Source organism: Streptomyces sp. SDT5-1 (genome assembly GCF_052245995.1).
Lineage (GTDB): Bacteria > Actinomycetota > Actinomycetes > Streptomycetales > Streptomycetaceae > Streptomyces.
Genome location: NZ_CM125963.1, coordinates 3,454,854 through 3,474,169 on the forward strand (window position 1 = coordinate 3,454,854; position 19,316 = coordinate 3,474,169).

General features: G+C 73.6%; 17 protein-coding genes and 1 tRNA gene. 10 read left to right on the forward strand and 8 right to left on the reverse strand.

Translation table 11 applies throughout. The annotated features are described in order from the left end of the window. Positions 1–98: 98 nt before the first annotated feature. Both ACTWJ8_RS16030 and ACTWJ8_RS16035 read right to left on the reverse strand, forming a co-directional pair. Positions 99–1,532 (reverse strand): sensor histidine kinase, encoded by a 1,434-nt coding sequence (locus ACTWJ8_RS16030; RefSeq protein WP_356376501.1) that lies wholly within the window; start codon positions 1,530–1,532, stop codon positions 99–101. Further along, entirely contained in the window at positions 1,529–2,218 is a 690-nt protein-coding gene (locus tag ACTWJ8_RS16035; RefSeq protein WP_356376498.1) for a response regulator transcription factor, read from the reverse strand. Before ACTWJ8_RS16035 ends, ACTWJ8_RS16030 begins: the two co-directional genes overlap by 4 nt. Positions 2,219–2,318: 100 nt before the next feature. On the opposite strand from ACTWJ8_RS16035, the gene ACTWJ8_RS16040 reads away from it, so the two are divergent. Beyond that, a complete protein-coding gene (locus tag ACTWJ8_RS16040) occupies positions 2,319–2,873 on the forward strand; it encodes a hypothetical protein (protein ID WP_443264228.1) in 555 nt (184 codons plus the stop codon). A gap of 31 nt (positions 2,874–2,904) precedes the next feature. On the opposite strand, the gene ACTWJ8_RS16045 is transcribed toward ACTWJ8_RS16040, so the two are convergent. Together ACTWJ8_RS16045 and ACTWJ8_RS16050 are read right to left on the reverse strand one after the other, a co-directional pair. Further along, positions 2,905–3,777, reverse strand: coding sequence for a spermidine synthase (locus ACTWJ8_RS16045; RefSeq protein WP_356376492.1), 873 nt, complete (start codon positions 3,775–3,777; stop codon positions 2,905–2,907). 33 nt (positions 3,778–3,810) lie between these two features. After that, on the reverse strand, positions 3,811–4,224 hold the full coding sequence (locus ACTWJ8_RS16050) for a hypothetical protein (RefSeq protein WP_356377912.1): 414 nt from the start codon (positions 4,222–4,224) through the stop codon (positions 3,811–3,813). 316 nt (positions 4,225–4,540) lie between these two features. On the opposite strand from ACTWJ8_RS16050, the gene ACTWJ8_RS16055 reads away from it, so the two are divergent. Further along, entirely contained in the window at positions 4,541–5,905 is a 1,365-nt protein-coding gene (locus ACTWJ8_RS16055; RefSeq protein ID WP_356376489.1) for a tetratricopeptide repeat protein, read from the forward strand. A 467-nt stretch (positions 5,906–6,372) separates the two neighbouring features. On the opposite strand, the gene ACTWJ8_RS16060 is transcribed toward ACTWJ8_RS16055, so the two are convergent. After that, positions 6,373–6,972, reverse strand: coding sequence for a histidine phosphatase family protein (locus ACTWJ8_RS16060; RefSeq protein ID WP_356376487.1), 600 nt, complete (start codon positions 6,970–6,972; stop codon positions 6,373–6,375). 243 nt (positions 6,973–7,215) lie between these two features. On the opposite strand from ACTWJ8_RS16060, the gene ACTWJ8_RS16065 reads away from it, so the two are divergent. The 7 genes from ACTWJ8_RS16065 to ACTWJ8_RS16095 all read left to right on the forward strand — a co-directional run bounded on the left by ACTWJ8_RS16065 (position 7,216) and on the right by ACTWJ8_RS16095 (position 13,646). After that, positions 7,216–8,145: a phosphatase PAP2 family protein gene (locus ACTWJ8_RS16065; protein ID WP_443264230.1), complete on the forward strand. Its 930-nt coding sequence runs from the start codon at positions 7,216–7,218 to the stop codon at positions 8,143–8,145. Then, entirely contained in the window at positions 8,069–9,235 is a 1,167-nt protein-coding gene (locus ACTWJ8_RS16070; RefSeq protein ID WP_443264231.1) for a hypothetical protein, read from the forward strand. The genes ACTWJ8_RS16065 and ACTWJ8_RS16070 overlap by 77 nt, the downstream gene beginning before the upstream one ends. Next, entirely contained in the window at positions 9,232–10,824 is a 1,593-nt protein-coding gene (locus ACTWJ8_RS16075) for a hypothetical protein (protein ID WP_443264232.1), read from the forward strand. The genes ACTWJ8_RS16070 and ACTWJ8_RS16075 overlap by 4 nt, the downstream gene beginning before the upstream one ends. After that, positions 10,821–12,167, forward strand: a complete 1,347-nt coding sequence (locus ACTWJ8_RS16080; protein ID WP_443264234.1) for an AAA domain-containing protein — start codon at positions 10,821–10,823, stop codon at positions 12,165–12,167. Before ACTWJ8_RS16075 ends, ACTWJ8_RS16080 begins: the two co-directional genes overlap by 4 nt. A 286-nt stretch (positions 12,168–12,453) precedes the next feature. Further along, a complete protein-coding gene (locus ACTWJ8_RS16085; protein ID WP_356376474.1) occupies positions 12,454–12,804 on the forward strand; it encodes a hypothetical protein in 351 nt (116 codons plus the stop codon). A 148-nt stretch (positions 12,805–12,952) separates the two neighbouring features. Further along, entirely contained in the window at positions 12,953–13,582 is a 630-nt protein-coding gene (locus tag ACTWJ8_RS16090) for a bifunctional DNA primase/polymerase (RefSeq protein WP_356376471.1), read from the forward strand. Further along, positions 13,573–13,646, forward strand: a tRNA-Lys gene (locus ACTWJ8_RS16095). The genes ACTWJ8_RS16090 and ACTWJ8_RS16095 overlap by 10 nt, the downstream gene beginning before the upstream one ends. A 278-nt stretch (positions 13,647–13,924) precedes the next feature. Here ACTWJ8_RS16095 and ACTWJ8_RS16100 read toward each other — a convergent pair. Next, entirely contained in the window at positions 13,925–15,172 is a 1,248-nt protein-coding gene (locus ACTWJ8_RS16100; protein ID WP_356377909.1) for a M6 family metalloprotease domain-containing protein, read from the reverse strand. A gap of 336 nt (positions 15,173–15,508) precedes the next feature. Between ACTWJ8_RS16100 and ACTWJ8_RS16105 the strand changes: the two genes are divergently transcribed. Then, on the forward strand, positions 15,509–17,386 hold the full coding sequence (locus tag ACTWJ8_RS16105) for a putative bifunctional diguanylate cyclase/phosphodiesterase (protein ID WP_443264235.1): 1,878 nt from the start codon (positions 15,509–15,511) through the stop codon (positions 17,384–17,386). 18 nt (positions 17,387–17,404) lie between these two features. On the opposite strand, the gene ACTWJ8_RS16110 is transcribed toward ACTWJ8_RS16105, so the two are convergent. Both ACTWJ8_RS16110 and ACTWJ8_RS16115 read right to left on the reverse strand, forming a co-directional pair. Further along, positions 17,405–18,484 (reverse strand): LLM class flavin-dependent oxidoreductase, encoded by a 1,080-nt coding sequence (locus ACTWJ8_RS16110; protein WP_356376465.1) that lies wholly within the window; start codon positions 18,482–18,484, stop codon positions 17,405–17,407. A gap of 98 nt (positions 18,485–18,582) precedes the next feature. After that, positions 18,583–19,314: a maleate cis-trans isomerase family protein gene (locus ACTWJ8_RS16115; protein ID WP_443264237.1), complete on the reverse strand. Its 732-nt coding sequence runs from the start codon at positions 19,312–19,314 to the stop codon at positions 18,583–18,585. Positions 19,315–19,316: the final 2 nt, after the last annotated feature.

Below are 19,316 nucleotides of genomic sequence, written 5' to 3' on the forward strand. Positions count from 1 at the left end.
TGGATGCGCCCACGAGGAAGGGGCGCGGCAGCACGCTAGCCAGCGGCAACCCGGCAATTCGGGCAACTGTGCGGGGCGTTGAGGATCTTAGGGTTGGCTTAAGTGAGGGATCGGGACCGATTAAAGGTCGATACCAATCCGTGCACGACCGACTTCTTTCGGCTGCCGTTCCCGCCCCTCCGGTCCCGGCCGCGCCTGCCGTGCCCGCGCCGCCCCTGCGCGGGCCCGTGGCCCTCCAGTTGCAGCCAGATCCTGACCTCGGTGCCGCCGAGCACCGAGGCGCCGATCCGTACGTCGCCGCCGGTGGACTCGGCGACCCGGCGCACGATGTCCAGGCCGAGCCCGGTCGAGCCGACCTCGGCGCCCTGCGTGCCGCGGGCGAGCGCGGCCTCCGGGTCGGCGATGCCGGGGCCCGCGTCGGAGACCAGCACGATCACGGCGCCCTCGGCCCGGTGCACGTCGACCGCGAAGGCCGTGCCCTCCGGGGTGTGCCGGAACACGTTGCCGAGCAGCGCGTCGAGGGCGGCCGCCAGCTCGCCGCGCGCCACCGGGATGCGTACGGGGCGGTCGACGCCGGCGACCCGCACCTTGCGGCCCTCGTCCTCGGCGAGCGCCGACCAGAAGTCCATGCGCTCGCGGATCACCTCGGCGGCGTCGCACCCGGCGCCAGGCCCGGCCGCGGCGGTCTGCGGCTTGGCGTCCCTGGCCGTACGGATGATGGTGTCGACCTCACGCTCCAACTGCTCGACGGCGGCCCGGGTCTGCTCGGCGGCGGGGCCGTCCCCCAGCGAGGCGGCGTTGAGCCGCAGCACGGTCAGCGGCGTACGAAGGCGGTGCGACAGATCGGCCGCCAACTCCCGCTCATTGGCGAGAAGTTGCACGACCTGATCGGCCATCGAGTTGAACGCGACGGCCGCGAGCCGCAGTTCGGTCGGCCCGTCCTCCGGCACCCGCGCCCCGAGCTTCCCGTCGCCGAGGTCGTGCGCTGCCCCCACGAGCCGCTGCGCGGGCTGCACCATCCGCCCGCCTAGCCGGTCCGCGACCGCGACGGAGCCGATGATCAGCGCGACGCCGACACCGCCGAGCACGACCCACGCGGTCGTCACGCCGTTCGTGACCTCGTCCTGGGGAACGTAGACCTCGACGACGGCGATCTTGCCGGTGCTCACCGCGATGGGCTGGAGCCACACCGAGCCGCCCGGCACGTCCACGACGGTGGCCTGCCGGATGTCGAGCTCGTCCTCGCCGACCCGCTGCTCGCCGAGCCGGATCGCCTCGTGCCCGCCCCCGGCCGGGACGTACACCGACATCCGGTCCTCGCCGCCGGTCTGCGCGGTGGCGAGGGCGCGGTCCAGCTGGTCGCGGTCGGTGGTGATGGAGAGGGTGGGGCCGATGGCGGCGGCGGTCCGCTCGGCGTTCGAGAAGGCGCGGTCGCGCGCCATCTCCTTGATCACGAGGCCGAGCGGGACGGCGAAGGCGACCACCACCATCGTCGTGACGGCGAGGCACACCTTCACCAGCGCCCACCTCATGCCGGCGGCTCCAGCTTCACGCCGACGCCGCGCAGCGTGTGCAGATAGCGGGGCCGGGCGGCCGTCTCCCCCAACTTCCTGCGCAACCACGACAAATGCACGTCAATGGTCTGATCGTCCCCGTACGACTGCTGCCACACCTCGGCCAGCAGCTCCTTGCGGGCGACGACCACGCCGGGCCGCCCGGCGAGGAACGTCAGCAGGTCGAACTCGCGCCGCGTGAGATCCAGCGGCGCCCCGTCCAGCTCGGCCTGGCGCCGCAGCGGATCGATGGAGAGCCCGCCGACCCGCAGCACCCGCGACGGCGGCTCCGCGCCCGCGTTCCCCCGCGAGCGCCGCAGCACGGCGGCCATCCGCGCGGAGAGGTGCTCGGGCGAGAACGGCTTCGTCAGGTAGTCGTCGGCGCCGTCGTTGAGCAGCCGCACGATCTCCGCCTCGTCGTCCCTGGCCGTGGCGATGATCACCGGTACGTCGGTGATCCCCCGCAGCATCTTCAGGGCCTCCGCCCCGTCGAGATCGGGCAGACCAAGATCCAGGATCACCACGTCGAACCGGAGATGGGCGACCTCGCGCAGCGCCTCCAGGGCCGTGCCGACGCTCCGCACGGTGTGCGCGGCGTCGGTCAGGTGCCGGATGAGGGCCGAGCGCACGAACTGGTCGTCCTCGACCACGAGCACACTTGCCATGGGACGGCACCGTACGCCATCCGGCGGTTTCCGGGTCTCTTTCGGGTGGTCGTGGTCCTCGCGGGACAGCGGGGGCGGGTGTGGTGCAGTATGGCCCGCGATGCACGAGAGACCAGGAACCCCGCACCCCGCCCGCCGGCGGCTCGTGCACGGCGCGGCCTGGCTGCTCGCGACCGGGGCTGCGGTGACGCTGTCGTGGTGGGGCGTGCACACGGTGATGGCCGGCACGGTGTACGACCCGCCGCGGGCACTGCCCGTCGCGGCCACACAGGACGCACCGGACGCAAAGCCCCCGGTGTCCTCCTCGACCCACCGCCCCCGGCCGACGCGCTCCTCCGCTTCCCCCTCGGCGACGCCGACCCGCACGTCACCGCCGCCGAAGCCCACGCCCACCCCCACGCCGCGCACGACGTCCCCCGCGCCCCCGTCCTCCGGCTCCGTCAAGAGCTACGCCACGGAGGGCGGCCGCGCGGTCTTCGACCTCCAGAAGTCCTCCGCCACCCTCGTCTCGGCGACCCCGGCGGCCGGCTGGTCGGTCCAGGTCTGGAAACAGCCGACGTGGATCCGCGTCGAGTTCACCTCGGGCGAGAAGAAGGTCTCGGTGTTCTGCACGTGGCACGACCACGCGCCGACGGTCGAGATCGCGAACTACTGACCGCTCCGTACGCCGTTCCCCCCCGCTACTGCTACCGGAAGACCGAGGGTGGCGGCGCGGGCGAGGGCTTCGCCGACGCGTCGGTGACCGGTGCCACCCCGCCCGTGAAGTCCCGGAGCGCCCTGCCGTGCTCGACGCGCCCCGGGTGCGGGTCCCCCGCCGCCCGCCGGGTCAGCTCGCCCAGCGGCAGCGCCCCCGCCGACGCGACCAGCACCGCGTTCCCGAACCGCTTCCCGCGCAGCACCGCCGGGTCCGCCACCAGCGCCAGCTCCGGGAAGACGGCCGCGACCGTGGCGATCTGCCCGCGCAGATACGCCAGCGGCGGTCCGTCCGCGACGTTCGCCACGTACGTCCCCGTGGACCGCAGCACCCGCCGCACCTCACCGAGGAACTCGGTACTGGTGAGGTGCCCCGGCGTGCGCGCCCCGCTGAACACGTCGGCCACCAGCACGTCCGCCCAGTCGTCCGGCAGCTTCGCGAGCGCCTCGCGCGCGTCCGCGGTCCGCACCCGGATCCGCTGCCCGGGGTCCAATGGCAGCGTCCCGCGCACGAGTTGGACCAGTGCCCCGTCCCGCTCGACGACCTGCTGCGTGGACCGCGGCCTGGTCGCGGCGACGTACCGGGCCAGCGTGAACGCCCCGCCGCCGAGGTGCACGGCCTGCACCGGCCGCCCCGGCTCGGCGGCCAGATCGATGACGTGCCCGATCCGCCGCTGGTACTCGAAGGACAGGTACGACGGGTCGTCGAGGTCGACGTGCGACTGCGGCGCCCCGTCGACGAGCAGCGTCCACCCCGCCGCCCGGTCCCGGTCGGGCACCAGCTCCGCGAGCCCTCCGTCGACCTTCTCGACGACGGCCTCACGGACCGCGCGCCCGCGCCCCTGTTTCGCTCGTGACCTTGCCATTCGGCCATTATCGACGGCCGGGCGCGGATCGGCTCAGCGGTGGTTGTCGGCCGCCTCGATCAGCCGCGCCGCCTCGTCGAGCGCGGCCCGCAGCACCGCCGGGTCCGTGACGAGGTCGGCGGGCCGCTCCGCGGGGTCGGGCGGCAGCAGCCAGCCGCTGCCGTCCAGGGGCGGTTGCGGTCCTGACCCGATCACCGGGCCACGGCCCCGCGTCCGCGTGCAGTCGCTGCCCGGCAGGTCCCAGCCGTCGGCGGTGCCGGGCGGCACGAGGAAACCGAGCGTTTCGCCGCCGTCGTGCAGCACGGGCCCCACCGTCTCCGTACAGCCGCGGCGCAGGATGTCGACGGCCTCGAGGCCCTGCCGGGTCGGCACGGTGACCAGGTCGCAGTCGCCGGGAGGGCCCGCGCTGCACTCCTCGGTCGGCCGGTGCCGCACCGTCGTGGGGATGGTGGGGATGGTGGGAACTGACACCGCGGGCTTGGACGCGTCCAACACGTCGGCCCCTCCTCGCTCGTGGGGTTTCGCCTCATGGTTCAACGCACACACGTCGTCAACGGCTACGGCGGCACGCCGCCGCAAAGGATGGCAGTTCATGGCGGATCGTGGGTGAGATATCCGGTTTGTAGCCAAACCCTGCGTGTCGCGGTCGTGACAGCCGGTACCTTCGAGCCTCGCCGGAACAAGGAAGTTGCGGTGCCCCGTGGGCGTGCCCGTCGAACTTCCTTGGTGTCCGGCACGGTTCGCACGGGAGGACCCGCTCATGATGTCGTCGCCGTTTGTCCCGGACACCTCGACGTCGCAGTCCCCACGGCCGAATCTCGCCTTCCGCGAGCTGCGCGGCTCGCGCTCACCGGGCGAGTTCGCGGCCGCGGTGCGGCGCTCGGCCCGGGAGATCGGCGAGCGGGTGTGCTGCGACGCGCGCTACATCGGACGCGTGGAGGCCGGCGAGATCCGCTGCCCCAACTACGCGTACGAGCGGGTGTTCCTGCACATGTTCCCGGGCCGGACCCTCGCGGACCTGGGGTTCGCGCCCCGCTCTGCGGTACGTGGCCGGGGTGCGCGCCCCGCCGCTGCCACCGCCGACCCGCAGTACCCGTACGACGAGGAGAGCGACGTGCGACGTCGCGCATTCATGACCGGCATGACCGGCTCGACGGCCACCGTGGCCGTCGCCGCGTTCACCCCCTTCGGGGTCCCCGCGCTCCCCACCGACCTGGACCGGCATCCGGCGCGGGCCGGGATCGGCGCCGTCGAGGAGGCGATCCGGCGGATCCGGCTGCTCGACGACCGGCACGGCGCCGACGGCCTGTACCGGCGGGCGGCCGGGCCGCTGCGCACCGCGTTCGAGCTGCTCGACGCGGGCACGGGCGGGCGGCAGGACACCGAACGCCTCCAGGCGGGGGCCGGTGAACTCGCCATCTCCGTCGGCTGGTTGGCCCACGACTCGGGCCGCTTCGACGATGCGCGCTCGCACTACGCGGAGGCGCTCGCGACGGCGCGGATGGCGGGGGACGAGGCGCTGGAGGCGCACGCGTTCTGCAACACGGCGTTCCTGGCGCGCGACGCGGGGCGTCCGCGGGAGGCCGTACGCGCGGCCCAGGCGGCCACCCGGGTCGCGTCCCGCCTCGGCTCCTCCCGGCTGCTGTCCCTCCTCGCGCTGCGGGAGGCGGGCGGCTGGGCGGGGCTCGGCGACCAGTCGTCCTGCGAGCGTTCGCTCGCCCGTGCGCAGGCGCTGTTCGCGCGGGGGGCGTCGGACGCGGATCCGGAGTGGATGTCGTTCTACGGCGAGGCGGAACTCGAGGGCCTCGAGGCGCAGTGCTGGTCGGCGCTCGGCGACTGGGACCGGGCCTCCCGGCACGCGCGCCGTGCGGTGGCCCTCCAGGACCCGCACTTCACCCGCAACATGGCGCTCTACACGGCCGAGTTGGCCGACGACCTCGCGCGCGCGGGCCACCCCGACGAATCCGCCGCGGCGGGCCTGCGCACCCTGACACTCCTCAAGGACGTCCGCTCCTCCCGCATCGAATCCATGCTCTCGACGACAGCCCGCGTCCTCCTCCCCCACCGCCGCTCCACACCGGTCTCCACATTCCTGACCACCCAGTCGACGTCACGCCGGTTGACGTAGGGGGCGGCGGGCTCCGCCGGGCGACGTGGGGGCGGGTGGGCTCCGCCGGTTGGCGGGGGGTGTGCGCCCTCTCCGGCCCCGCCCCTCCCGCCAGGGCACCGGGACGGTCCAGCGGAACGCAGGCGCCGCAGGGCAGTCCTATGGTGTCTGCACGGGAGACGGGGCTACGAGAAACGAGCGGGGCAGCCAACGGTCGACGCAGGACACGGGCCGGGACCATCGCTGCCACGCGCCGCAAAGAACGGCGGGCCGGTTGGCTGTCGGCGCCGCGCGCCGCATGCGCAACCCCGGGGGGCCCACGCCCCCGGAGGGGGCGGGTAGGTGGGGGATGGGCGAAGGGAAAGGGGGGGGCCGCGGCCGGGGAGATGCGGCGGGGCTTGGTTCGGTGCGGGTGACGGCGTCAACCACGGCACCCGCACCCGGCACCGGGCAACCCGCCCCCACAGGGCCCGGCCCCGGCGGAGCCGTTACGACAAGGTCAGGTGGCCCGTGTCGTTCCAGGAGTCGAGGGACGGTTCGCCGTAGGCCCAGCCGAGGACGGACAGGGACGTCGGGTTCAGGCGGATGCGCGCGGCGAAGTCGAGCGGGAGGCCGAGCCACCTCGCCCCGATCGACCTCAGGATGTGCCCGTGCGCGAACACCAGCACGTCCCGGTCCGCCGACCGCGCCCACGCCACGACCTCGTCGGCCCGCGCCGTGACCTCCGCGACGCTCTCCCCCTCCGGCACCCCGTCCCGCCAGATGAGCCACCCGGGCCGCAGCTCCTGGATCTGCGCCGGCGTGAGCCCCTCGTACGCCCCGTAGTCCCACTCCATGAGCGTGTCCCACGTGGTCGCCCGCTCCCCGAACCCGGCGAGCTCACACGTCTCCTTCGCCCGCACGAGCGGCGACGTCCGCACCTCGACCCCGTCCAGCCCCTCGTACGGCGGACGCCCGAGGCGCTCACCGAGCAGCTTCGCGCCGCGCCGCCCCTCCTCCAGGAGCGGAATGTCCGTCCTCCCGGTGTGCCGCCCCGACAGCGACCATTCGGTCTGTCCGTGCCGGGCCAACAGGATGCGCGGTGCCATGAAACGGGCCTCTTTCGAAACTACGAGCAACTACAAGGGGCTACGGGTGAACATGGGGCGAGCGGGAAGGATCGCCCCATCCATCATCGCGCAACCCCGGAGGGAGCCGCCCGGCGGGCAACCCGAGGCAGGAACGAAGCGTCTACGAGGGTCAGGGGTCACCCACGGGGCGCCCATGTACACCGTAAAAGTGAGGCCGTGGCCAGAGGCCGCCGCACGAAGCGAAGAGGGGGAGCGGCCCGCATGTCGCAGACCGACGAGGCAGCGCGCACGGAGGCGATACCCGGCGCCGGGCTCCGCTGGTGGACGGAGCTGCCGCTGATCCTCCTGGTGTACGGCGCGTACACGGCGGGCCGCCTCCTGGCGCGCGGCGACGTGGCTCAGGCCGTCGACCACGGCCTCGCGATCCTCCGGGCCGAGCAGGCCGTCCGGCTCAACATCGAGCACCCGCTGAACCGTCTCTTCACCCGCGAGCCCTGGCTCGGCGTCCCCGCCGACTTCTGGTACGCCTCCCTTCACTACCTCGTCACACCGCTCGTCCTGGTCTGGCTGTTCCGCCGCCGCGCGCACATCTACCGCACGGCCCGCACCTGGCTGATGACCTCGACGATGATCGGCCTCGTCGGCTTCGTGCTGCTCCCGACCTGCCCGCCCCGGCTGCTCGCCGCGAGCCACGGCTTCGTCGACACGATGGCGTACTACAGCTCCTACGGCTGGTGGGGCGGCGCGGCGAGCGCCCCGAAGGGCATGGGCGGGCTCACCAACCAGTACGCGGCGATGCCCAGCCTGCACGTCGGCTGGGCGCTGTGGTGCGGGGTCATGCTGTGGCGCCAGGCCCGCTCCCCGTACGTGAAGGCGCTGGGCGTCGCGTACCCGCTGCTGACCACGATCATCGTGATGGGCACGGCCAACCACTACTTCTTCGACGCGCTCGCCGGTGTCGCGGTGATGGCCGTGGGCCTGGCCCTGACGAAGCCGGTGCGGCTCGTCGCGGCGCGCCTGAACGACCGGGCACGCCTTGTGCTCGCGGGCACGGCGACGACCCCTTCCGCCACGCGCGCCCCGATTGTCAGTGGAGAGTGCCAGACTTTCCCGGGTGAGCGAATTCCCCGACAGCGCAAGGCAGCCACGTCGCAGGACAGCGGCGACGGGGCTGCGGCACCGGCTCGCTGAACTGCGCGGCCCGGACCATCCGCCGCGTCCGCTCGACGCCCGCGCCCTGGCGGCGCTCGCGGCGAATCCGGGCTGCCGAAGGCGGGCGCTCCTGGACGGCGCGGGGGTCGACAAGGCGCTGATCGCCGACCGCCTGGGCGCGCCGTCCTCGTTCGGCCAGTCCCAGTTCGCCCTGGCGCGCGGCAATGTGTTCGAGGCGCGAGTGAAGGCGGACGGCGGGGCGGAGCTGCTGAAGCTGGTCCACGCGCGCGTGGACCGTTCCGCCCCCGAGCCGACCCCCGATCTCGTACGGGCCCCCGACCTGTCGGCGATCGGCCCCGAGGGGCGCACGGCGCGTACGGCGCTGGCGCTGCGGGAGGCCGTGGCGGAGCCGGGGACGTGGACGTTCCTCGACCACCCGATGCTCGCGCTCGATGTGGCGGGCAGCCCGGCGTTCCTGGAGCCGGACGCGGTGGTGGTGCATCCGGACGGCAGCTGGACGGTCGTCGAGATCAAGTCGTTCCCGATGATCGACGGAGCGGCGGACGCGTCGAAGGTGGGCGCGGCGGCCCGCCAGGCGGCGGTGTACGTGCTGGCGCTCGAGGACGTCGCGGAGCGGCTGCCCGACACGGACGTGGTGGTCCGCGACCGGATCGTCCTCGTCTGCCCCAAGGACTTCTCGAACCTGCCGGCGGCCTCGGCCGTCGACGTGCGCAAGCAGCGGGCGGTGACGCGCCGCCAGTTGGCGCGCCTGACGCGCGTGGAGGACATCGCGGCGCAGCTCCCGCCGGGCACGGTCTTCGATCCGGAGCTGTCGCCCGCCGAGCTGTCGGAGGCGGTCGAGTCGGTCCCCGCGACGTACGCGCCGGAGTGCCTGGCCGCGTGCGAGCTTGCGTTCCACTGCCGGGACCGCGCGCGGGACGCGGGCGCGGTGACGTCGCTCGGCCGCCCGCTGCGCGCCGAGCTGGGCTCGCTGACGACGGTCGACGCGGTGCTTGCCGCCGCGCGCGGGGAGTCGGGCGATCCGTCGGACCCGACGGTGGCGGCGCTGCGCCGCGCGGCGGCGCTCAGGGCCGAGGTGCTTGGCGGGCCGAGGGAGGCGCTCCGGTGAGTCTGATCAACCATCTGGCCCGCCTGGAGGCCACGGCTTCGGGCCGCGCGCAGCCCACGGCGACGGTGCGGCACCGGCATCTCTCGCAGCGCCCCCTGGTGCTCGTCCCGCTCACGACGGCCGGTGAGACGGGCGCCCCGCTCGGCGCGCTCGTCGGCACCGAGCGCACGTCGCCGCGCCTGCTGGTCGTCCCGCAGCCCCGCGACCGCGACCTCCGCTTCGCGTTTCTGACGCGGCTGGCCGAGGAGGTCCTGCCGTACGTCGACACGTTCGCCTCCGATGTGGAGGCCGCCGAGCGCAGCGAGGTCGACGCGGAGACGGGCAAGAAGGTCAAGGTCGAGGTCGAGCTGTGCGCGGACGCCCCGCAGCTGATCGTGCCGAGCCGCGCGGGCATCGAGTTCGTCCGCCTCCTCGGCCGCTCGATGCGCTTTCGCCGCACCGCCGAGCAGGACCCGGAGACGCCCTACCCGGCTCCCCCGCACGTCCCGCTGCTCGGCCGCTGGCTCACGCACTTCGGGGAGCGCGCCCGGGTCCCCGGTTCCGCGCTGCTCCTCGCGATGACGGACCTGCTGTCGCGGCACTGGGCGACGGGCCAGTCGAGCCTGGAGGACCAGCACTTGGGCGCGCTCCTCGCGTGGATCGAGGCCCCGGAGGGCACGTCCGGGGCGGACGCCGCGCTCCGCGCCGAGCTGGAGCGCGACCGGCACGGCCAGTTGCTGTGCCCGCCGGCCGGCCCCGCGACGGACCCCGCGTTCGACAACAAGCTGCTCGCGCCCGCGATCGAGCGCTACGACAAGGCCCGTACGCGGCACGCGGCGGCCGACGACGCGATCGAGTCGGAGACCCGCCTCGCCGAACTGACGGCGGCGGAGCGGGAGATCCACGCCCTGGTCGAGTCCCGCACGCGTCCCACGTGGGACGCGGTGTGGCGGGGCCTCGACCAGCTGTGCACGCTGCCCGAGGGCGCGTACGCGGCGGAGCGCTGGACCCGCGACCGCTGGTCGTTCACCGGGCACCGCGACCGGGTCGTCGCGGGCGAGCCCCCGCAGCCGCGCAGGGACGACGCGGTGACGGCGGCGAACAAGCTGGCGACGCGCGAGCGCGAGCAGGCCCGCCTCGACGCGCAGGAGGCGCTGGACGATCCGCTGGTGATGGCGGGCCGCCGGCTCTCCGGCGAGGCGTTCGCGGGCGAGGTGACCGAGGTGGTCCCGGCGTACAACGACAAGAAGCGGCCGCGCCCGCTCGTCACCGTCCGCACGGACGACGGGCCGCGCCTCGGGGCGGGCGTGAAGGTGTACCGCTCCCTCGAAGGCAAGCCGCAGAGCGCCGAGTTCGTCGAGTACGTCACGTACGAGGACGGGGCCGCGGCCGTCGTGCTGCGGATCCTCGACAAGATGGGGCGCGGCAAGGAGCCGGCCGAGGGTTCGCTGCCGGAGAAGGGCGACCGGGTGTGCTGGACGCTGTTCGAGCACGAGCAGCGGGGCGGACCCAAGCTGCCGGAGCCGGAGGAGACGCCGTGGACGCACGGCGGCCCGCCCCGGACGGACGCGGAGGCTCCCGACACCGTGACTTCGGAGGACGTACTGTGACCGCCACCGCCACCACGACCGCCGCCCTCAGCCCGTCGGATGCGGCCGGGCGGGCCACGGCCGCCATCCTCCACGACACGCTGCACGGCACGGCGCGCGGCATCGTCGTCGACTCGCCTCCCGGCGCGGGGAAGTCGACCCTCGTGGTGCGGGCGGCGCTCGAACTGGCGGACGCGGGCCGCCCGCTGATGATCGTGGCGCAGACGAACGCGCAGGTGGACGACCTCGTCCTGCGCCTGCACGCGAAGAACCCGGAGCTGGCGGTGGGCCGGCTGCACAGCAGCGACCCGGACGCGTACGACAAGGCGCTGGACGATCTGCCGAACGTCCGCCTGTCGACGAAGGCCGGCGACCTTGCGCCTCTGCCGGTGGTGGTCTCGACGGCGGCGAAGTGGGCGCACGTCAAGGACGTCGAGCCGTGGCCGCACGCGATCGTCGACGAGGCGTACCAGATGCGGTCCGACGCGCTGCTCGCCGTGGCGGGTCTTTTCGAGCGGGCGCTGTTCGTGGGCGACCCGGGGCAGTTGGACCCGTTCTCCATCGTCGGCTCGGAGCAATGGGCGGGCCTGTCGTACGACCCGTCGGCGTCCGCGGTGTCCACGCTCCTCGCCCACAACCCGGACCTCCCGCAGCACCGGCTCCCGGTCTCCTGGCGTCTCCCGGCCTCGGCGGCGCCGCTGGTCTCCGACGCCTTCTACCCGTACACGCCGTTCCGCAGCGGCACGGACGAGGGCGACCGGGAGCTGGAGTTCACGGTGGCGTCGGACGGCTCGGGCACGGACCGGGTGATCGACGAGGCGGCGGCCTCCGGCTGGGGCCTCCTCGAACTGCCCGCGGCGCACACGCCGCGCACCGACCCCGAGGCGGTACGGGCCGTTGCCGGGGTCGTGCGGCGGCTCCTCGACCGTGCGGGCGTGACGCGGTCCGAGTCCGGCGAGGGGGCGCTGACGGCCGACCGGATCTGCGTCGGCACGGCGCACCGCGACCAGGCGGCGGCGGTCCGGGCGGCGCTCGCGGACCTCGACGTGCACGACGTCACGGTGGACACGGCGAACCGGCTCCAGGGCCGCGAGTTCGACGTCACGGTGGTCCTGCACCCGCTGTCCGGCCGCCCCGACGCGACGGCGTTCCACCTGGAGACCGGCCGCCTCTGCGTCCTGGCCTCCCGCCACCGGCACGCGTGCGTGGTGGTCTGCCGCGAGGGCGTCACCGACCTCCTGGACGAACACCCGTCGGCAGAGCCGGTCCAACTCGGCGTGACGGTGAAGTTCCCGGATGGGTGGGAGGCGAACCATGCGGTGTTGGCGCGGCTGGCGGAGCATCGAGTCGCCTGGCAACCGTGACCGACACGCGGCGCCCCTGCCCGCGGGGGCAAGCGGCTCGGCGCCGCCCCCTCGCCGGACGGAGTCCGGCACGCCGCCGGAGGCGGCCGATGAAAACAGCCCGGACGGCTGGGAGGCGAACCATGCGGTGTCGGCGCGGCTCGCGGAGCACCGGGTCGACGGGGCCGATGGGCGACCGGGGCGGGGCGCGCGGGGGCGTGAGCACGCGCCCTTGCGGGGCGACGGACAATGGAAGGTGGCCCCGGCAGCGAACCGCGGGGTCACCCCGGCAAGAGGAGGCCGCACCATGGCGGAGCCCGACCGCACCCCGCAGCCCCGGCTGCGACCCGCCCCGCTGATCTTCGAACCGGCGGAGGCGACCGCCGACCCTGAGCACTTCTTCGACCTGGAGTCCATCGAGGACCCCCGCGAGCTGCTGACGCGGGCGACGGAGCTGACCCACGCGTTCCGCTCCGCGGCGGACCGGTCCATGGAGTTCCAGGCCGTCGCGGCGGCGCAGCTCGCCGATCCGCGCCGGTTCGACCGGCTGACCACGGCGGACATCGCGGAGCGGGCGGACTGGACGGAGGACTACGCGAAGAAGATGGTCGAGTTCGGGCGCGATCTGCTGCGGGGGACGCAGGAACGGACGACGTAACGAGGGCCCCGCGGGAGCGCGGCTCTCGGGGCCGTAATGATCGTTTGGCATATGCCAGTGGGGCAAGATACTCCACCCCGCCCCCTCCTGTCCCGATTTCTCGCAACCCTTGGGAATCGCGCCCTCACCCCCTGTAGATGTAAGAGGCATGAGCACCGCGACGCCTCCGTACTCCCCCCACGTCCCGTCGGCCGCGACCCCCGCCGCGCGGGACCACTTCGACATCTGTGACGTCACCCCGGAGGGCGCCGCCTGGCTCGCCTCCGCCGGGGCGTACTCCCGCTCCACGCTCGCCCACTGGAGGGCCAGGCCCACGGCCCCCGTCGTCCTGCCCTGCGGCTCCGTCTTCGACGTGGTGAACGTTCCCGCGATCTTCGGCCGGCGGATGTTAGACCGGCTCTGGGCGGAGGGCCCCGGCTCGGGGCCCGTCGCCACGCACCGCGGCCGCATGCTGCTGTTCGCGGCGCCCGGCACGGCGCAGCGGCTGCCGTCGCTCCTGCGCTGGGAGGAGTGGGGCCCCGCGGTGCCGCCGCTCCTCTTCCACGGCGCCGGCGACGCGGTGGCCGTCCCGGCCCCGACGACCCGCGCCGTCCCGCGCCCCGAGTCCCGCTGGGTGGTGGCCCCCGACACCCGCCACCCCTGGCTGCCGGGCCCCGAGGTCATGCGCTGGGCCTGCGTCCGCGCGGCCCGTTCGACCGCGCACTCCTCGGTACGGATTTCGATTTTTCCTGCCACGGATCCGGGTGCTAATGTCTACGACGTCAACCGGCGCCATTAGCTCAGTTGGTTAGAGCAGCGGACTCTTAATCCGCGTGTCCGGGGTTCGAGTCCCTGATGGCGCACGTTGTCGGTGGCGGCCTGTATTCGCGGAAAGCGCGAATCGGGCCGCCATCGTCGTTTCTGCGCGGCTTCGCCGCGCGTTGTGGGGGCTCCGCCACCCACACCCCCACCAGGGAGCCGGGGCAGAGCCCCGAGGCGTCGAACCGCGAGGCCGGCGCAGGTGGGTAATTCGAGCCCCTGCGGCGATTGAGCAGCGGGGCCCGGGGCAGAGCCCCGCGACCGCAACCATCAGCACGCCGACGGACGCGGAGGCCGCGGACTCAAGCCCTGTGGGGTGGGGTCAGCCCGTCGTCAGTTTTACCGTCCAGGAGCCCGATGGGGTGCGGGACTCCGGGGTGATCGTGAGGGACTCGTCGGGGACCGTGAACGTTTCGCCCGTGCGGACCGGCGCGTCCGCCAGCGGCGGGTAGACGGACTCGCCGTAGCACGCCTCCGTGCGCGGATGCGCGTCCAGGACCTCCATGGGGCCGCCGCCCGACGAGGAGTCGCTGCGGACCCGGTAGACGAGGATGCCGCGCGTGCACGTCGCGGAGTCGTTCCCGGAACCGCCCCGCGCCTCGATGGCGATCGCGCTGTCCACCCCGGTCCGCACCACCGCCAGCTTCGTACCGTCACCCGTCCCGAACGCCGCCCCCGGCGCCGCGCTCAGCGGCTCGAGCGTCAGCCGCGTCTCCCCGCTCCGCTTCACACACCTGACCTGCCGCTGATCCAGCCACCCCAGCTTCCACTTGTGCCACGCGAACAGATCGGGCGAGAGCCCGAACTGGCTGCCCATGACGTCCCAGTCACCGACGTACGTGTCCCAGTCCCCCTTCCCGTCGGTGGGCCGGTGGTAGAGGTCGGGAAGGTCGAAGACGTGCCCGGTCTCGTGCGCGAGGACGTTGCGGTCCGGCGGATGCCGCTCGAAGACGGTGACGATGCGGCGGATGTCCGTACCGTCCGCCCGCATCGGCCGGTCGAAGTTCACGACCTTCGTCGCGTCCGAGTCGACCCCCGGCGCGTCCGGATCGGCGACGAAGTACACGACGTCGTACTTGCTGAAGTCGGTGTGCGGATCCGCCACCCGCAGCGCGTCCCGCAGATACGCGCTGCGGTGCGCGGCGTCCCAGTCACGCTGTATGGCGTACGAGGTGGAGGCGTACGGCATCTGGATCCAGCGCCGCTGCGCGTGCGGGACCAGGGAGAACTTCCCGTACGAGGCCCGCTCGAAGAAGCGACTGGTGGACGGGAAGTAGTCGCGGGTCAACTCGTCCGGCGTGGTCAGCGGCCGCGCGTCGGGGAACGACAGGAAGATCATCGCCGCGTGGAGCTTCCTCGTCGGCCTCGGGTACGCCGCGTTCCACGTGTCAAGACCCTCCGAGTGATGCGCCGAGGTGCGCTCCAGCGCGCACGGCCCCGCGAACGGCACCGCCGCCGCGGGCCCCGCGACCAGACCCATCGCGGCCACGGCCACGAACGCCGTGAGCGCCGCCGCGAGCGCGCGCGGACGGAACCTGTCCACTCCCCCGAGTGGCTGCGGACGCGGCAAGTCGACCTCCGGGACGGGAATGCGGGGCACCCCACCCAGAGTGTTGGCGTATGTCGTACTACGCCCTGTTTATCTGGCCCGGACGAGTGAGGGGCCACCCCTCCGACCGATCACGGAACGTCACAGCCGGTCGCGCCGCGATCGAAGTGCGGCCGGAGAAACGAGCACCTCGAGCAGAAACGATCTATCGGAGCGGAGTCCGGTGCTCCGGCGCTCCACGCCCCGTACTTCAGGCTGGAAGGGCCGTCCGACCTGCCTCTATGATCGGCACACTTTCCTGCCGGGACCCGGCCGCACCAGATCACGCAACCATTCGACGCACCACGGGAGCGAGCGGTGAGCGCACAGCCCGAAGGGCCCACGACCGCGCGCCGGGTGGCCCCACCCGGCGGACGCCACGACTCCGTCATGGAGTTCGCGGAGGCCTCGGAGACCGCGAGGGTGACGGAGAGTGGCCGCCCGCCGTGCGGTTCCACGCCGCCCCCGCAGGCCCTCTGCCGGCCGGCGTTCGCCACGTCCCCGCTGGCCATGGCCGTCGTCGACCGCGGCGGCGTGATCGTCGGGGCCAACGACGCGGCCCGCGCGCTGCTGTGCGGGGCGGAGGACTCCGGCGGGCTCGTGGGCCGCGACGCCGACGACGTACTCGATCTGCACTCGGACGCCCGCACCGCGGACGCCTACCGGGAGATCCTGCGCGGCCGCCAGGCCAGGCTCAGCCGCACCCGCCGCCTCAAGCACCCCTCGGGCCACTCGATCTGGCTGCGCGTCACGGTCTCGCCGCTCCCGGACGCGGAGGCCGTGCTGCTCTCGCTCAGCGACATCACCGCGCACCGCGGGCTCCAGGACCGGCTGCACCATCTGGAGCTGCACGATCCGCTGACCCGGCTGCCGAACCGCTCGCTGTTCTTCGAGCGCGTCTCTGCGGCCCTGGAGGCGGGGCCGTACGAGGGCTCGGGGACGTACGAGGGCGCGACCGGGCGCGTCGGGCTCTGCCTGCTGGACATCGACGGATTCAAGGCGGTCAACGACTCGCTCGGGCACCCGGTCGGCGACCGGCTGCTGGTCGCCGTCGCCGAGCGGCTCACGCACTGCGCGGACCGCGCGCACGGCGCGACGGGCGCCCCGCTGGTGGCGCGGCTCGGCGGCGACGAGTTCGCGCTGCTCGTCGAGGAGTCCACCGGCACGGAGCAGTTGGCGGAGCTGGCCCGCGCGGTGCTCGACGCGCTGCGGGAGCCGTTCGACCTGGCGGGGCACCGGGTGTCGGTCTCGGCCTCGATCGGCGTCGTCGAGCGGCAGATCACGGGCACCAGTACGACGGCCCTGATGCAGGCGGCCGACACCACGCTGTACTGGGCGAAGGCGGACGGCAAGGGCCGCTGGACGTTCTTCGACCCGGAGCGCAACGCCCATCGGATGACCCGTCAGACCCTGTCGTCGAGCCTGCGGCCCGCGGTCGAGCGCGGCGAGTTCGCCCTCGAGTACCAGCCGTTGGTGGAGATGGCGGACGGCGGGCTGCGCGGGGTCGAGGCGCTGGTGCGCTGGCGGCACCCGCAGTTCGGCCTCTTGTCGCCGAATCGGTTCATCGGACTGGCCGAGGAGGACGGCTCCATCGTGCAGCTGGGGCGGTGGGTGCTGCGGACCGCGTGCGCGCAGGCGCGGCGCTGGCAGGTGGAGCACCCGGAGGTGCCGCCGGTGTTCGTCAGCGTCAATGTGGCGGTGCGTCAGATGTGGGACTCGGATCTCGTGGCGGACGTCGCGCAGACCCTCGCCGAGACCGGACTGCCGCCGGAGCTCCTCCAGTTGGAGCTGATCGAGTCGGCCGTGATGGGGACGGCGGGGCGGCCGCTGCGGGCGCTCCAGGCGCTCAGCGACATGGGCGTGCGGATCGCCATCGACGACTTCGGCACCGGGTACTCCAACCTCGCGTACCTCAGCCGGCTTCCGGTGTCGGTGCTCAAGCTCGACGGGGCGTTCGTGCGCGGCTTCCGGGCCGAGGAGGGGGCGCCGGCGGAGCCCGCGGACGAGGTGATCGTCGAGGCGCTCGTGCAGCTGGCGCACCGGCTCGGGATCACGGTGACGGCGGAGTGCGTGGAGACCACCGAGCAGGCCGACCGGCTGCGGCGGATCGGCTGCGACACCGGTCAGGGGTGGCTGTACTCGCGGCCGGTGGCGGCGGATCGTATCTCTGGGCTGCTGGCCGCCGAGCGCGGGTGATCCGCCGCCGCCGTGCCGTCAGGGGCGGGGCAGTCCGTAGGCGTCGGCGATGAGCTCGTAGGAGCGCAGGCGTACGTCGCCGCCGTGGGCGTTGGCCGTGAGCATCAGCTCGTCGGCGCCGGTGCGCTTCTGGAGCTCGTCGAGACCGGAGCGGACCTCGTCGGGGGTGCCGTGGATGACGTTGGAGTTCCAGGACTGCACGAAGTCCCGCTCCATCTCGTTGAACTGGTACGCCTCGGCCTCCTCCGGGGTCGGGACGAGCCCCGGTCGGCCGGTGCGCAGCCGGACCATGTTGAGGGCCGCGGCGAGGACCTGGCGGCGGGCCTCCGTGCCGTCGTCGTCGGTGGCGAGGGCGGAGACGCCGATGAGGGCGTACGGCTCGTCGAGCACCTCGGAGGGGCGGAAGTTCTCCCGGTACAGGTCGAGGGCCGGGAGGGTGTTCTGCGCCGAGAAGTGGTGGGCGAAGGCGAACGGGAGGCCGAGGGTCGCGGCCAGCCGGGCGCTGAAGCCGGACGAGCCGAGCAGCCAGACCGGCGGGCGGTTCGGGTCCTGCACGCCGCCGGGAGAGGTGGCCTGGACGGGGCCGGGGACGGCGTGGATGCGCGAGTACGGGTGGCCGTCGGGGAAGTCGTCGTCGAGGAAGCGGGTGAGCTCGACGAGCTGCTGCGGGAAGTCGTCGGCGCCCTCGTTGAGGCGGTCGGTGCGGCGCAGGGCGGCGGCGGTGGCGCCGTCCGTGCCGGGAGCGCGGCCAAGACCGAGGTCGACGCGGCCCGGGGCCATGGCCTCCAGCGTCCCGAACTGCTCGGCGATGACGAGCGGGGCGTGGTTCGGCAGCATGACGCCGCCGGAGCCCAGGCGGATGCGGTCCGTGTGGGCGGCCAGGTGGGCGAGGATCACGGCGGGGCTGCTGGAGGCGACGCCGGGCATGGAGTGGTGCTCGGCGACCCAGTAGCGGTGGTAGCCGCGGTTCTCCGCGAGGCGGGCGATGTCGACGCTGGTCCTGAGCGCCTGGGTGGCCGTGCGGCCGGCGCCCACGGTGACCAGGTCCAGGACGGAGAGCGGGGTGGGTGCGGTCCCGAGGGCTGCGCCGCGGATCACGGGTCCTCCTGCGAATACGTTCTACGGTGAGTGACTCAACCCCTCCGTAACGGAGGCCCACTCCGCTTTATTCCCGCCGCCCCGTGGCTCGGTCGGCGTCAGACCTGGACCACCGGCTCGCGGCGGAAGAGGGCGCCCAGCGCCGGCGCGTTGACGCGGCGGTCGACCAGGCGGAGTGCCTCCCAGACGGTGACCTGGTTCGCCGTGAGGACCGGCTTGCCGAGTTCGGCCTCGAGGTCGCGGACGTACGCCGCGGTGTGCAGCGCCGTGTCGGGAAGGAGCACCGCGTCGGCGTCCGTGTGGTCGCCCGCCCGCGCCATCGCGAGCACCTCGTCCCACCCCCACGTACCGACCTCGGCCGCCGTGACGATCCCGCTCCCCCGCACCGACACGACCTCGGCCCCGGCGGCCTTGAGGAACGTGGCGAAGTGGTCCGCGACGTCCTCCGGATACGTCGCGGCGACGGCCACCCGCCGCGCCCCCACCTCCTTCAGCGCGTGCGCGAAGGCGAAGGACGTACTGGACGCGGGAAGCCCCGCGGCCATCGCGAGCCCGCGCACCTGCTCGTGCGCGCCGTCCCAGCCGAAGACGAAACTCCCGGACGTGCACGCCCACACCACCGCCTCCGCCCCGGCGAGCCGCAGCTCCTCGACGCCGGCGGCGAGCCGCTCGGGCGCGCCCATCTTCAGCAGCGCGTCGACGCGATGCGCGTCCTCACCGATGTCGGTGTGCACCACGGACAGCCGTACATCGCTGTCGATCAGCATCTCGATGCGCGGGTAGTCGTCCTCCGCGGAGTGTCCGGGATACAGAAATCCGAGCGCGGTCATGC

Excerpts from the sequence above, each read along its gene's own strand:
- ACTWJ8_RS16060 (WP_356376487.1), bottom strand. The coding sequence starts at position 6,972 with ATGGCACCGCGCATCCTGTTGGCCCGGCACGGACAGACCGAATGGTCG.
- ACTWJ8_RS16030 (WP_356376501.1), bottom strand. The coding sequence starts at position 1,532 with ATGAGGTGGGCGCTGGTGAAGGTGTGCCTCGCCGTCACGACGATGGTG.
- ACTWJ8_RS16090 (WP_356376471.1), top strand. The coding sequence starts at position 12,953 with ATGAGCACCGCGACGCCTCCGTACTCCCCCCACGTCCCGTCGGCCGCG.
- ACTWJ8_RS16085 (WP_356376474.1), top strand. The coding sequence starts at position 12,454 with ATGGCGGAGCCCGACCGCACCCCGCAGCCCCGGCTGCGACCCGCCCCG.
- ACTWJ8_RS16055 (WP_356376489.1), top strand. The coding sequence starts at position 4,541 with ATGTCGTCGCCGTTTGTCCCGGACACCTCGACGTCGCAGTCCCCACGG.
- ACTWJ8_RS16040 (WP_443264228.1), top strand. The coding sequence starts at position 2,319 with ATGCACGAGAGACCAGGAACCCCGCACCCCGCCCGCCGGCGGCTCGTG.
- ACTWJ8_RS16045 (WP_356376492.1), bottom strand. The coding sequence starts at position 3,777 with ATGGCAAGGTCACGAGCGAAACAGGGGCGCGGGCGCGCGGTCCGTGAG.
- ACTWJ8_RS16115 (WP_443264237.1), bottom strand. The coding sequence starts at position 19,314 with ATGACCGCGCTCGGATTTCTGTATCCCGGACACTCCGCGGAGGACGAC.
- ACTWJ8_RS16035 (WP_356376498.1), bottom strand. The coding sequence starts at position 2,218 with ATGGCAAGTGTGCTCGTGGTCGAGGACGACCAGTTCGTGCGCTCGGCC.
- ACTWJ8_RS16065 (WP_443264230.1), top strand. The coding sequence starts at position 7,216 with ATGTCGCAGACCGACGAGGCAGCGCGCACGGAGGCGATACCCGGCGCC.